Origin of the sequence: Streptomyces sp. NPDC048270 (assembly GCF_040652335.1) — a bacterium.
In the GTDB taxonomy this organism is placed as follows: domain Bacteria; phylum Actinomycetota; class Actinomycetes; order Streptomycetales; family Streptomycetaceae; genus Streptomyces.
Map to the genome: position 1 here is coordinate 77,818 of NZ_JBEZLV010000016.1, position 13,073 is coordinate 90,890.

Annotated in this window: 10 protein-coding genes; 4 read left to right on the forward strand and 6 right to left on the reverse strand. The window is 72.8% G+C overall.

What is annotated here, in order from left to right; genetic code table 11:
* Window positions 1–10 precede the first annotated feature (10 nt).
* Both AB0D66_RS16610 and AB0D66_RS16615 read left to right on the forward strand, forming a co-directional pair.
* Entirely contained in the window at window positions 11–3,310 is a 3,300-nt protein-coding gene (locus tag AB0D66_RS16610) for a DUF4082 domain-containing protein (RefSeq protein ID WP_362303008.1), read from the forward strand.
* Window positions 3,307–4,356 carry a glycosyltransferase gene (locus AB0D66_RS16615; RefSeq protein ID WP_362303011.1) on the forward strand — a complete coding sequence of 350 codons (1,050 nt, stop codon included), beginning with the start codon at window positions 3,307–3,309 and terminating at the stop codon, window positions 4,354–4,356. The genes AB0D66_RS16610 and AB0D66_RS16615 overlap by 4 nt, the downstream gene beginning before the upstream one ends.
* Here AB0D66_RS16615 and AB0D66_RS16620 read toward each other — a convergent pair.
* Window positions 4,269–5,051, reverse strand: a complete 783-nt coding sequence (locus AB0D66_RS16620; protein WP_362303014.1) for a hypothetical protein — start codon at window positions 5,049–5,051, stop codon at window positions 4,269–4,271. The two genes, AB0D66_RS16615 and AB0D66_RS16620, sit on opposite strands and share 88 nt — an antisense overlap.
* Before the next feature lie 62 nt (window positions 5,052–5,113).
* Between AB0D66_RS16620 and AB0D66_RS16625 the strand changes: the two genes are divergently transcribed.
* Together AB0D66_RS16625 and AB0D66_RS16630 are read left to right on the forward strand one after the other, a co-directional pair.
* Complete coding sequence (locus tag AB0D66_RS16625) at window positions 5,114–7,138, forward strand: O-antigen ligase family protein (RefSeq protein ID WP_362303016.1); 2,025 nt, start codon at window positions 5,114–5,116, stop codon at window positions 7,136–7,138.
* Entirely contained in the window at window positions 7,084–8,055 is a 972-nt protein-coding gene (locus AB0D66_RS16630) for a glycosyltransferase family 2 protein (RefSeq protein ID WP_362303019.1), read from the forward strand. The genes AB0D66_RS16625 and AB0D66_RS16630 overlap by 55 nt, the downstream gene beginning before the upstream one ends.
* 53 nt (window positions 8,056–8,108) lie before the next feature.
* On the opposite strand, the gene AB0D66_RS16635 is transcribed toward AB0D66_RS16630, so the two are convergent.
* The 5 genes from AB0D66_RS16635 to wecB are packed head-to-tail and all read right to left on the reverse strand — an operon-like array spanning window position 8,109 to window position 13,073.
* The gene (locus AB0D66_RS16635) at window positions 8,109–8,795 is read right to left on the reverse strand and encodes a class I SAM-dependent methyltransferase (protein ID WP_362303022.1); all 687 of its coding nucleotides are present in this window, start codon (window positions 8,793–8,795) and stop codon (window positions 8,109–8,111) included.
* A gap of 41 nt (window positions 8,796–8,836) precedes the next feature.
* Entirely contained in the window at window positions 8,837–9,634 is a 798-nt protein-coding gene (locus tag AB0D66_RS16640) for a glycosyltransferase family 2 protein (protein WP_362303025.1), read from the reverse strand.
* 8 nt (window positions 9,635–9,642) lie between these two features.
* Window positions 9,643–11,199, reverse strand: a complete 1,557-nt coding sequence (locus tag AB0D66_RS16645) for an oligosaccharide flippase family protein (RefSeq protein WP_362303028.1) — start codon at window positions 11,197–11,199, stop codon at window positions 9,643–9,645.
* Window positions 11,171–11,908: a chain length determinant protein gene (locus tag AB0D66_RS16650; protein ID WP_362303030.1), complete on the reverse strand. Its 738-nt coding sequence runs from the start codon at window positions 11,906–11,908 to the stop codon at window positions 11,171–11,173. Before AB0D66_RS16650 ends, AB0D66_RS16645 begins: the two co-directional genes overlap by 29 nt.
* 16 nt (window positions 11,909–11,924) lie before the next feature.
* Window positions 11,925–13,073 (reverse strand): UDP-N-acetylglucosamine 2-epimerase (non-hydrolyzing), encoded by a 1,149-nt coding sequence (wecB, locus tag AB0D66_RS16655; RefSeq protein WP_362303033.1) that lies wholly within the window; start codon window positions 13,071–13,073, stop codon window positions 11,925–11,927.

The following is a 13,073-nucleotide window of genomic DNA, read 5'->3' on the forward strand; positions in this document are numbered from 1 at the left end:
TGAGGTCCAGATGAACAGACGGACGAGGCTGCTCCGGTACGGTCTCCTCACCCTGATCGCGGCCCTGATGGCCACGGTCCTCCCCCCGGCCCCGACGGCCGGTGCGGCCGACCCCTGCGGTCCGGGCACGAACGCGATCGTGTGCGAGAACTCCAAACCGGGCACGCCGATGTCCGACTGGTTCGCGCCGAGCGCCTACGGCGACATCAAGGGCTTCCCCGGCCAGTCGAGCGTCCAGGCCGGCGACACCGTGCAGTTCAGGATCCAGTCGCCGGCGCCGTACCGCGTGTCGGTCTACCGGCTGGGCCACTACGGCGGCGACGGGGCCCGCCTGATGTCGACGGCCGCGCAGGCGGCGCAGACGTACCCGGCGAACGTCCCGCAGGGCGGGAACCCGGCCGCCTGCGTCACCAAGCCCTCCACCGGGCTGGTCGACTGCGGCAACTGGCCGGTCACCGCGACGTGGACGGTGCCGGCCGACGCCGTCTCCGGGCTGTACGTGGTCAACTTCGACCAGGCCGACGGCAACGGCGTGATGCCCTACCCGTTCGTGGTCCGCAACGACGCCGGCCACTCCGACATCCTCGTGCAGACCAGCGACCAGACCTGGCAGGCGTACAACGACTACGGCGGCCAGGACCTGTACGACGGCGGCGGTCCCGCCCCGGACGGGCGGGCGTACGAGGTCAGTTACAACCGGCCGATGGCCATTGGCGGGGACAACGGGATCTACGGCTCCGAGTTCCAGATGGTCGCGTGGCTGGAGCGCAACGGCTACGACGTGAGCTACATGTCCGGGATCGACATGTCGGTCCGCGGCGGGACGCTGCTGCGCAACCACAAGGTGTTCATGTCCTCGGGGCACGACGAGTACTGGACCCAGGAGCAGTTCACGCACGCGCTGAACGCCCGCCGGGCAGGGGTCCACCAGACGTACTTCAGCGGCAACGAGGTCTTCTGGAAGACCCGCCTCGCCCCGAGCATCGACGGCTCCTCCACGCCCGACAGGACGCTGGTGTCCTACAAGGAGACCAAGCTGTCCTTCCCCCGGCCGAACGGCATCCCCGACCCGAGCGGGATCTGGACGGGCACCTTCATGGACCCGGCCAGCGCTTCGGGCGGGCGGCCCTTCCAGCCGCAGAACCAGCTGACCGGCTCGCTGTTCAGCGTCAACGGCTACCGCGGCGACGCGATCACCGTGCCGGGCACCTTCGCCAAGCAGCGGCTGTGGCGCCACACCAGCGTCGCGAGCCTCACGCCCGCGCAGACCGCGACGTTCCCCGCCGGCACGCTGGGCTACGAGTGGGACAGCGACGTGGAGAACGCGAGCCGGCCCGCCGGGCAGATCCAGATGTCGTCCACCACGGTGGACATCGAGGACGGGAAGCTGCTGAAGGACTACGGCAACACCTACGGGAACGGCACCGCCACGCACAGCCTGGTGGCCTTCCGCGACCAGACCTCGGGCGCGCTGGTGTTCGGCGCGGGCACCGTGCAGTGGTCCTGGGGCCTGACCAACATGCCCACGGGCAACCCGGACGACACCGTGGTCACCGCGGACAAGCGCATGCAGCAGGCCACGGTGAACGTGTTCGCCGACATGGGGGTCCAGCCCAAGTCCCTGCAGGGCGACCTGGTCGCCGCGAGCGCCTCCACGGACACCGTGGGACCGGCCGTGGCCATGACCAGTCCGGCGCCGAACGCCACCGTGCCGGCGCTGCGGCCGGTGACCGCGACCGGCACGGCGGCGGACACCGGCGGCGGCGTGGTCGCCCGGGTCGAGGTCTCCACCGACGGCGGGACGACCTGGAAGAAGGCCACGGGCCTCGGATCCTGGAGCCACACGTGGACCCCGACCGCCCCCGGTCCCGTGCAGATCAAGGTCCGCGCGGTCGACGACAGCGTCAACATCGGCGTGACCACCACCGTCCCGCTGACCGTCGGACCCCAGCAGTGCCCCTGCACCGTGTGGCCCGCCGCGGCCGTGCCGGGCACCGTCAACGCCGGTGACGGCGGCGCCGTCGAACTCGGCGTGAAGATCCGCTCCTCGGTCGCCGGCTCCGTCACCGGCGTCCGCTTCTACAAGTCCCCCGCCAACACCGGGACCCACACCGGCAGCCTGTGGAGCAGCACCGGCCAGCGCCTGGCCACCGGCACCTTCACCAACGAGACGGCGTCCGGCTGGCAGCAGCTGAACTTCTCCAGCCCGGTGCCCGTCAAGCCGAACACCACCTACATCGCCTCCTACTTCGCCCCGAACGGCGGCTACTCCTTCGACACCACCTTCGCGGGCGGCGACGCCGGCCTGGCACCGCTCACCGCGCTGAAGAGCGGCACCGACGGCGGCAACGGCGTCTACCGCTACAGCGCCACCGGCGGATTCCCGAACAGGGCCGCGGCGGGCAGCAACTACTGGGTGGACGCGGTCCTGGACACCTCCACCGCGAGCACGACGCCGCCCACCGTCACCGCCACCTCTCCGCAGTCCGCCGCGACCGGGACCCAGATCACGGCGGCGGTGACGGCCACCTTCAGCACCGCCGTCGACGCGGACACACTGGTGTTCACGGTGAAGGACTCCGGCGGCGCCACCGTCCCGGGCAGCAAGGTCCTGGCGGCCTCGAACCGCGCGGTGTTCACCCCGGCCTCGGAACTGGCCCTGAACACCGCGTACACGGCCTCCGTGCAGGCGTCCGACCTGTGGGGCAACGCCATGACCGCGCCGGTCACGTGGAACTTCACGACCAGTGCGAGCCCCCCGACGGTGCACTGCCCGTGCACCCTGTGGGGCGCCGGCGCCACGCCGAGCACCGCGAACGCCGGTGACGACACCAACTCGGTGGAGCTGGGCACCCGTTTCCAGTCGGCGGTGAGCGGCTACGTCACCGGGGTCACCTTCTACAAGGGGCCCGGCAACACCGGCACCCACACGGGCAGCCTGTGGTCCGCCTCCGGCACCCTGCTGGCGACCGGAACGTTCGGCAGCGAAACCCTGTCGGGCTGGCAGCAGTTGCAGTTCGCGACGCCCGTGCCCATCACGGCGGGGACCACGTACGTGGCCTCCTACCACGCGCCGAACGGCAACTACTCGGTGGACGGCGGCTACTTCGGCGGTGCGCACCGCTCCTACCCGCTGGTGGCGCCCGCCGACGCACCCGGGAGCGCGAACGGGCTCTACAAGTACGGCGCGTCCACCGCATTCCCGTCGAACACCTTCGGCTCGGTGAACTACTGGGTCGGCCCCGTCTTCACCACCACCCTGCCGGCCGGCGCCCGGTCGGACGGCTCCACGGAGGTGTCCGGCCAGTGAGCACCGTCAGCGTGGTGATCCCCTGCTACAAGTACGGCCACTTCCTGGCCGACTGCGTGAAGAGCGTCCTGGACGAACAGGAGGGCGTCGACGTCCGGGTGCTGATCATCGACGACGCCTCGCCCGACGGCTCCGCGGACGTCGCGCGGGCGCTGGCGGCCGGTGACCCGCGGATCGAGGTGCGGGTCCACGAGCGGAACAAGGGGCACATCGCCACCTACAACGAGGGCCTGCTGGAGTGGGCCGACGGGGACTACACCGCCCTGCTCTCGGCGGACGACCGGCTGGTCCCCGGGGCGCTGGTACGGGCCGCCGCCCTGCTCGACGCGCATCCGGAGGCGGGCTTCGCCTACGGCAGGCCGCTGCGGTTCCGGCACGGCGGGCCGCTGCCCGCGGCCCGTACCCGCGCCGCGGGCTCGGTCGTCTACCCCGGGCGGTGGTGGCTGGAGCGACGCTTCCGGGAGGGCACCGGGTGCATCACCTCACCGGAGGTGGTCGTGCGGACCGGCCTCCAGCACAAGGTCGGGGGCTACGATCCGGAGCTCCCGCACGCCGGGGACATCGAGATGTGGATGCGGCTGGCGGCGCACGCCGACGTGGGCTACGTCCGCGGGGCCGACCAGGCCTTCTACCGGGTGCACGGCAACAACATGTCCACCACCGACTTCGGCGGGCAGCTCGACGACCTGCGCCAGCGCCTCGTCGCCTTCGACTCGGTGCTGGACAAGTGCGCCGGACTGCTGCCGGAGGCCGACCGGCTGTCGGTCGCGGCGCGGACCCGGCTGGCCCGCCACGCGCTGCGGCGCGCCTATCGCGCGTACGACCGGGGTCGCACGGCGGTCGTGCCGGTGGACGAGCTGGTGGAGTTCGCCGCGCAGTGCCTCCCGGGCGGATACGCGTCGCTCGCCGAGTACCGGGCGCTGGGCAGGCGCCGGCGCATCGGTGCCCGGGCCATGCCCTACCTCCAGCCGCTGGTGCTCTCGGCGGTCGCCGACCGGGGGCGCGAGTGGCTGTGGTGGCAGTCGTGGAAGCGCCGAGGGATCTGATGCCCGGTCACCTCCGGTTCCTCCGGCGGGTTCCGCGGACCGGCGTCGGCGCACTCGCGCCGGCGCCGTACCCGGCGCGTCAGGAGCCGGTCGGTCCACAGGGCCGCCGCCGACCCGCCGACCACGGCCAGCAGCGCCACTCCCGCCAGGGCGCGCACCCTGTCGCCGGTCCGCGCGACCGTGTGCGGCTGCACCAGGACGGCCACGCTCATCCGGGAACCGGCCGGTACCCCCTGCTGCGCCTGGAGTTCGGTCAGGTGCCGGGTGTAGACCTCGATGATCTTCCGTACGGAAGCGTCGGCCACCGCGGCGTCGGAGTGCTCCGCCTGGATCTGCAACGAGGGGATCAGGTGGCGCGGGGTGACGCTGGTCCCGCTGTTGCGCGGTGTCATCCGGTAGGTGCCGGCGACTCCGGCGGCCTCGAGCTCGGCGGCTCCGGCCGGCGAGCCGAGCTGCTGCACCACCCCGTACGAGACGGCGGCAAGGGGCGGCTGGAGGTTCGCGAGCTGGTTCGGCTGGCTGCCGGTCACCGGCGGCTTGAGCACCACGATCGCCGAGCTGGAGTGGACCGGTGCGGGCCGCAGCACCGCCGCCGTTCCGGCGGCCGCGCACAGCATCGCCACCACCAGCACGTACCAGCGCCGACGCAGCGCGCGGACCAACTCACCAGGCGGCACGGGGATCCCCTCCTTCATGACCGATCTTCGCAGGACCCGGCCGGGTCTGCCATCACATCCGGTTCCCGGCAGGGGTGTTCGTGAGCATTCGTGAAATGGCGGCGGTGCTGCGCCGGCGCTGGTACGTGTTCGTGCCGGCGCTGTTGCTCAGCCTGCTGGCGGCGCTGCACCTGTACCGGTCGGTGCCGGTCGCCTACCAGTCGCAGAGCTCGGTGGCGCTGCTCGACTCCACGGCGGCCTCCCAGCTGCCGCCCGCCTTCGGCAACCCCCTCTCCAACGCGGGCGGTTCCCTGGTCGTGACCGCGGACGTGCTGATCCGGGCGCTGTCCGGAGCCGATGCCGCCCGCGACCTGCACAGCCTGGGCGTGACCGATCCCTACACCGTCGGCTTCGCCGCGCACGCCTCCGGCCCGCTGCTGACGCTGACGGTCACGGGCACCGACCGGGCGAAGGTGCTCGAGGAGACGAACACGCTGACCGCCTTCGCCGGAGAGCAGCTCAACGCACTGCAGACGGCGGCCAAGGTCCAGCCCGCGTACTTCGTGCAGACCGCGCCGGTGGTGCTCCCCCAGACGCCGGTGCCGCAGCTCAAGAGCCGCTACCAGCAGGTACTGGGCGTCCTCATCCTCGGTGCCACCGGCGGGTTCACCCTCTCCTTCGCGGCGGACGCCCTCCTGGCGGCCCGCCGCCGCGGGCGCGAGAACTCCACCGGGACCGGCGCCGCGCCGCGGCGGGCCTTCCGCACGAGCTCCCGCGGCCGGCGCCCGGACGCCACCGCGCTGCTCACCGGGTATCTGGCGCTGGCCTTCTTCATCCCGTCGAACCTGACCCTGCCGGGCATGGGCGGGGTGGGCACCCCGGCCAACGTCTTCGCCCTGCTCTGCCTCTTCTGGTACCTGGCGACCTGGCTCACCGGCCGGATCCGGGCGGCGCCCGGTACCCGGCTGCCCCGGGTGGCCGTGTGGCTGCTGGCCGTCTCGGTACTGGCCTCCTACGTGGCGAACGCGGGCCGCGGGAGCGTGCGCAAGGAGCTGCTCGGCGCGGACCGCGGCCTGATCGCGCTGCTGGTGTGGGTGTCGCTCGTGGTGCTGGTCTCCGCCGGCATCCAGGACCGCCCGCGTCTGGAGGTGCTGCTGCGCCGGGCCGTGGTGATGGGGGCGGTCGTCGCCGCCGTCGGGTTCTACGACTTCTTCACCGCGACCAACATCGCCGACAGCATCAGCATCCCGGGGCTGCAGTCGAGCGTCCCCCAGATCGCCGCCCTGGACCGCGGGGAGTTCACCCGCCCCCGTTCCACCACGGCGCAGCCGCTGGAGTTCGGCGGGATGCTGGCTCTGCTGCTGCCCTTCGCCGTGCAGCAGGCCTTCGATCCGGTGCGGAGCCGGCTGCCCGCCTGGCGCCGCTGGGGCCCGGTGGTGCTGATGGGCGGGGCGCTGCCCCTGACGGTGTCGCGCACCTCGATCATCGGGGCGCTGATCGTGATCCTGGTGATGGTGCCCCGCTGGAAGCCGCAGCGGCGGTGGACCGCGATCGGTGTGCTGCTGGTCGCGGTGGCCTGCTTCAAGGTCGTCATCCCCGGGCTGATCGGCACGATCACCGGGCTGTTCGCGTCCTTCCTCACGAACTCCGACAGCAGTACCCAGGCCCGTACGGTCAAGTACAGCGCGATCGTCCCCTACCTGGACGAGCGCCCCCTGTTCGGGCGGGGTCTGGGCACGTTCCTCCCCGAGCTCTACTTCTTCACCGACAACCAGTACATGCTGACCCTCGCCGAGATGGGCGTGGTGGGGCTGCTCGCCCTCCTGTTCCTCTTCCTCGTCGGCATCCACCAGGGCGGGGCGATCCGCCGGCTGGCCGTCGGCGAGTCCGACCGGGAGCTCGGCCAGGCGTTCTGCGCCTCCGCCGTCGTCGCCCTGGTCGTCAGCGCCACCTTCGACGCCCTCAGCTTCCCGATGTTCGCCGGGATGTTCTTCCTGACGATCGCCGCCGGAGGCAGCTGCCTCGGCTTCATCCGGCGCGCGGCGCCGAAGCCCCGATCCGTGGAGTTCCCATGTCCTACCTCCGGCCGGCCTCTCCCCGGCCTCTCCCCGGCTCCGGTCCGGTAGCCGTCCTCGTCGTCACCTGGAACAGCTCCGCGGTGCTCCCGGAGTTCCTCGCCTCGCTCCCGGAGGGCATGGCGGGCCTGGACTGGCGGCTGGTCGTCGCCGACAACGACTCGGCCGACGGCACCGTGGACCTGGTGCGCTCGCTCGCCCCGGACGCCACGGTCGTCCAGACCGGCCGCAACGCCGGCTACGCGGCCGGGGTGAACGCCGCCCTGGGGGCCGCCGCCGGGTGGCAGGGCGGCTTCCGCGCGGCCCTGGTGTGCAATCCGGACGTCCGGATGCGGCGCGGCTGTGCCAAGGTGCTCGTGGACGCGCTCGACGCCCCGCCGGCCGACGGCGGCCGGGTCGGGATCAGCGTCCCGCTGCTGTACGAGGAGGACGGGCGCAGCCTCGTGCACTCCCTGCGCCGGGAGCCGCGCGTGACCCGAGCCCTCGGCGAGGCCGTCATCGGCAACCGCCGGGCCGGGCGCTTCCCCCGCCTGAGCGAACTGGTCACCGACCCCGCGGCGTACGAGCGGCCCACGTACGCGGACTGGGCGACCGGTGCCCTGATGGCCCTCTCCGCGGACTGCCTGGCCGCCTGCGGCCGGTGGGACGAGTCCTTCTTCCTCTACTCCGAGGAGACCGAATACTGCCTGCGTGCGCGGGACCGGGGCTACCACACCCGCCTCGAGCCGGCCGCCGCAGCCGTACACATCGGCGGCGACTCCCGGACCTCGCCCCGGCTCTGGACTCTGCTCACCCTCAACCGGGTCCGTCTGTACCGGCGCCGGCACGGCGCCCTCGCCACGGCCGGCTTCCGCGCCGCCGTCCTGCTCCGGGAGGCCTCCCGAGCGGCGCTCGGCCGCCCGGCCAGCCGCGCGGCCGCCGCCGCGCTCGTCCGGCCGGGCGCCCTGCGCGCCGTGCCGGGGCCGTGACCGCCGGCCGGCAGTCCTCCTCGCGCGGGCGGCAGACGCGTCATGCCCGTCGATCAGGTTGTTCGCCGTGCGCGCTCCGTGCGTACGGCGGTCAGCGACTTCGTGACACCGAGCACCCGCTCGTCGAGGAGCACCGATCCGGGGAACAGGTAGCGCATTTCGGCGCGGGTCAGCAGCTCGATGTTGACCACGGCGTTCATCGCCGACTCCGGGCTGTCCGGACGGCTGTGGACGAGCGGCCAGTGCCGTACCAGCCGCGTCCTGGCGGCCAGTGGCAGGAACTGGAAGCCGGGCGCCACGAAGTGCGGCTCGACCGGGAAGTAGCGGTACGGCGTCTGGATCCAGTGCAGGGGCGCCAGTGACTCCACGGCGGCGACGAACCGCCGGCGCTGGCTGTGGCCGCCCACGTGCTCGATGGTCGAGTTGGAGAACACCAGGTCGTAGCCGCCGTGGCCGCCCAGTTCGGCGGCGGCGGCCGGGTCGGTGACGTCGGCCACCTCCGCGGTGATCCAGTCGGGCAGTTCGGCGGGGTGCTCCTCCAGGTTGATCAGGTGGACGTGCTTGGCGCGCAGGGGTGCGCGCAGCCACATCTCGGCCGTCCCGCCCAGGTCCACGACCCGCATGCCCTCGATGCCGGGGAAACAGCGTTGGAAACGCTGCCAGCGGGCGATGCGCAGTCGTTCGCCCAGCGAGCCGGGTGCGTCGACGAACCTGTTTCGGAGGGCCCGGGATCGGGGCATCGGATCAACCACCTGTGGTCGGAGCGGATGGGGAGCGGGCTTCAACTGGGCTGTTGCCATCGCGTGTAGAAGCTCGCCGGGTTCATCAGGTATCGGACGGTGGGGTGCGGCACGTGGACCACCCGGTGCCTGCGGGCGTACCGGCGGATCAGCTCCCAGTCCTCACGGGGCAGCACCTCCGGTGTCCGGCGCAGACGGCTGAAGCACAGGGAGCGCGTGCGGCGGGCGACGAAGGCGTTGGTGTCCAGGAAGGCTTCGCGGGCGGCGCGGCGCCGGTCGTAGGGCACCGACAGGACGTCCTTCTCGATGCCGCCGGGCAGGATCCTGCGCAGCGCCGTGTAGACGCCGTCCGGCCCGCCGGGAGGCTCCAGGACCGCCAGCGTCCGTTCCAGGTGGTCGGGTTCCCAGAGGTTGTCGTCGTCCAGGAACGCCACGTACCGCGAGCGGGTGAGGCGGATGCCCACGTTGCGCACGACGCCCGCCACGCCCGTGTTGCGGCTCAGCGAGACCGCGAACAGCCGTGGGTCCCGCGGCAGCCGGGGCAGTCCGGCGCCGTCGTCGACCACGATCACCACCTGGTCGCGAACGGTCTGGTCCAGGGCCGAGCGCACCGCGGCGAGCAGCTCCTCGGGACGCCGGTGGGTGGCGATCACCGTGGCGACCAGCGCCGAGGGCGGCGGCCGCAGTACGGCGGCCAGCCGTCGGACCTCGGCGTCCTCGACCCGGCGCAGCCGGACCGCGGTGGGGGCCAGCAGGACCTTGTTCCTGGCCTCGAAGAGCACCAGCCAGCCGAACAACGCCTTGAGCGGCCTCCAGGGCGCCCGCGCGACACGGCGCACGAGGCCGCTCACGAGGCCGGCCCGGGCCGGATCGGGCGGCCGTCGGACGGGCCGCCGGGGGGCCGGTCGCCGCCGGCCCCGCGCAGGAAGCCCCGGCTGGGCAGCACGCACAGCGTGTATCCGGCCAGGGCGGCCGCGCTGATGGCGAGGAGCGCGAGCGGGCCGTCGCCCAGCGGCCGCTCCAGGAGCAGGATGATCGCGGTCATCACGGCCCCGCCGAGGAAGGGCCACGCACAGGCCCTGGCGATCCGGCCGACACCGATGCCGCCACGGCTGAGGGCGAACAGGAACACGGGCACCACCATGCCGCCGGCGACCAGGACATGGGCCTGCGAGGCTCCCACGATGCCGTTCTGGCGGGCGCCGACGAGGAGCACCGGGACCAGGGCCGCCAGCCACAGGCCCTGCACCAGGAAGAGCGACCGGCGCTGTCCGATCGCGACCAGGCAGTCGTAGGCGAGCTCGCTGCCGATGCGGATCAGGCCGAGGGCCATCAGCCAGGGCAGCGCTGCGGCGGCGGGAGCCCAATGACTGCCGTAGATGAGCTGGACGGCCGGACCCGCGAGTGCGGCCAGCAGGACGCACAGCGGGACGGTGGCGGTGATCACCACGCCCAGGGCGCGGCTGAAGCCGTGGGCCAGCGCCTGTGGTGAGTCGGCCAGCCGGGAGAACCCGGCGAAGGAGACCCGGCGGGCGGCCTCGGAGATGATCCGCACCGGCCAGCCCGAGATGTTGAAGGCGAGCACGTAGAAGCCCAGGGCCACGTTGCCCAGCGTCGCGCCCACCACCATGGTGTCGACGTTGACCACGGCGAGGGCCAGCAGGCTCGCGCCCGCGAGCGGAAGCCCGAACCTGAGCAGCGCGCGGGCCTGTTCGGGGTCCCAGCCGAATCTCAGGGTGCCCGGCGCCGCCAGCGAGCAGCCGATCAGCGTCACGACGTTCCCCGCCACGGCTCCCCAGGCGAAGCTCATCGCGCCCCAGCCCTCGAAGGCCAGCAGCAGCGTCACCGAGGTGCTGAGCGCGAAGTTGAGTCCGTCGATGATCATCCGCTTGCCCTGGGCGAACTCACGGGTCAGGAAGCCCCCGGGCACCTGTGCCACCCCGTCGATCACCACGCACAGGCACATCACCCGCAGGACGCCCGCGGCGTCCGGCGAGCCGAGCAGGCCCGCCACCGTCGGTGCCGCCGCGAACAGCGCCGCGTACAGCAGGGCGCTGGAAAGGGCGCTGAGGGTCAGCACGGTCGGCGCGAACCGCCGCGCGTCCCCCTCCCAGCGCACGATGGCCAGGCCCACGCCCAGCTCGTTCGCGGACAGCAGGACCAGCAGCACGGTCTGGGCGATGCCGTACACGCCCCATTCCGCGGGGCCGAGGGCGAAGCGTGCCAGCACGATGCCGGTCGCGAAGTTGCCCAGGCGCATGACAGCGGTGTTGATCAGGCTCCATCGGGCCGCCGAGCGGACCTTGCGGCCGAGGGAGGGCGGAGCGGGGGCGGCGGGCGCGGGAGGAGCGGGGGCCTGGCTCGGCTCACCGGTCTCACGGCCCGGGGGGCGGGCGGTGTCCATGAGTCGACTCCTCGTCGAGCGGCTCGGCGGCGGACGCCGCCGACATGACGGGCTGTGGCGCCCCGGGCTCCGCGGCGGCGGGCTCGGACCCGGGCCCGGGCTCCGGCTGGTGCGACCTCTTGCGCGCCTCCACGGAGAAGGCGGCGACCATGCTGAGCACCAGGCCCAGGCCCCCGGCCATCACGAGGTACTGCAGCCTGGTCTTGGTCTCGGCCACCGGCTTCTGCGGCGGCACGACCGTCGCCATGCGGATCATGGCGTCCGGGGCGACCTTCTGCTTCGCCTGGAACTCGGTCAGCCGCTCCTCGGCGTAGGCGGTCAGCTTCCGGTTCGACTCCAGGAGGCGGGCCGGGTCGCTCCCGGTGACGATGAGCCACATGAACGGGCCCAGGGCGTTGTCGGCGATCTTCGCCTCGGGGGTCCCGGTGACGCCCAGCTTCTTGAGGTCGGCCAGCGAGTCGTCGGAGTTGAGGTTGCGGGCGAGCCCGTCGGCCATGCCGGTGAGGGAGGTCTGGGTGCTCAGGAAGGGGTTGCCGTCGTAGGCCTCGGTGGCCTTCTTCGAGTTGAGCAGCGTCACCGTGCTCTGCGACCGGTACTCGACCGGAACCAGCAGGTACACGGCGGCGGTGAGCGCCGCCGTGATCGCCAGTCCGGGCAGCAGCACGTACCAGCGCCTGCGCATGACTCGCCAGATCTCGGCGAGGTCCATGGTCTTCCCCCTCTTGTCACCGCGGTCGGCGCGGAGCGAGCTCGGTCGGTCTGGGCCGGGTCCGCGCGGTCCCGCCGTCCAGCAGCACCCCGGCGATGCGGTCTCCGGCGCGGCCGTCCCACAGTTCGGGGCAGCGCGGCGCGGGGGGATCGTCGAGCACCCGCTGCGCGGTGGCCGCGATGTGCTCCGGATCGGTGCCCGCCAGCACGTTGGTGCCCTGCTCGACCGTGATGGGCCGCTCGGTGTTGTCGCGGAGCGTCACGCAGGGCACGCCCAGGGCGGTGGTCTCCTCCTGGACGCCGCCGGAGTCGGTGAGCACCAGGCGCGCCGCGTCCTGGAGGGCGATGAAGTCGAGGTAGCCGGCGGCCGGCACCAGCCTGATGCCGTCGGGTACGCCCGCTTCGGCGAGCCGCCCCGCGGCCCGCGGATGCACGGGCAGCAGCAGCGGACAGCGCCCGGCGACCTCGCCCAGGGCCTTCAGCAGGCCCCGCAGCGCGCCGGGGTCGTCGACGTTGGCCGGGCGGTGCAGGGTGACCAGGCCGTACCCGCCCCGGGTGAGCCCGTACCGGTCCAGGACATCCGACCGCCGGGCCCGGTCCAGGTTGGCGAGCAGGGTGTCGATCATGACGTTGCCGACGACGTGGATCTGGTCCTCCCGGTAGCCCTCCGCCCGCAGGTTCGCGGCGGCGTCGGGCGAGGGGGCCAGCAGGTAGTCGCTGACGCGGTCGGTGGCGACCCGGTTGACCTCCTCGGGCATGCCCCAGTCACGGCTGCGCAGCCCGGCTTCGACGTGGGCGAGCAGCGGGCCGGCCTTCGCGGTGACCAGGGCGCAGGCCAGGGTGGAGTTGATGTCGCCGACCACCACGACGGCGTCCGGGGCGACCTCGTCGACCAGCGGCTCGAAGGCCGCCATGACCCGGCCGGTCTGCTGGGCGTGGCTGCCGGATCCGGCTCCCAGGTAGCGGTCGGGGGCGCGGATGCCGAGGTCGCGGAAGAACACCTCGTTCATGGACTCGTCGTAGTGCTGGCCGGTGTGGACGAGGACCACTTCGGCGCCGCGGCGCTCCAGTGCGTCCATCACCGGTTTGATCTTCATGTAGTTGGGGCGCGCCCCGGCGACGCAGATGATCCGGGGGGTGCGCCCCGCGGTGGGGGTGGCTGCCAT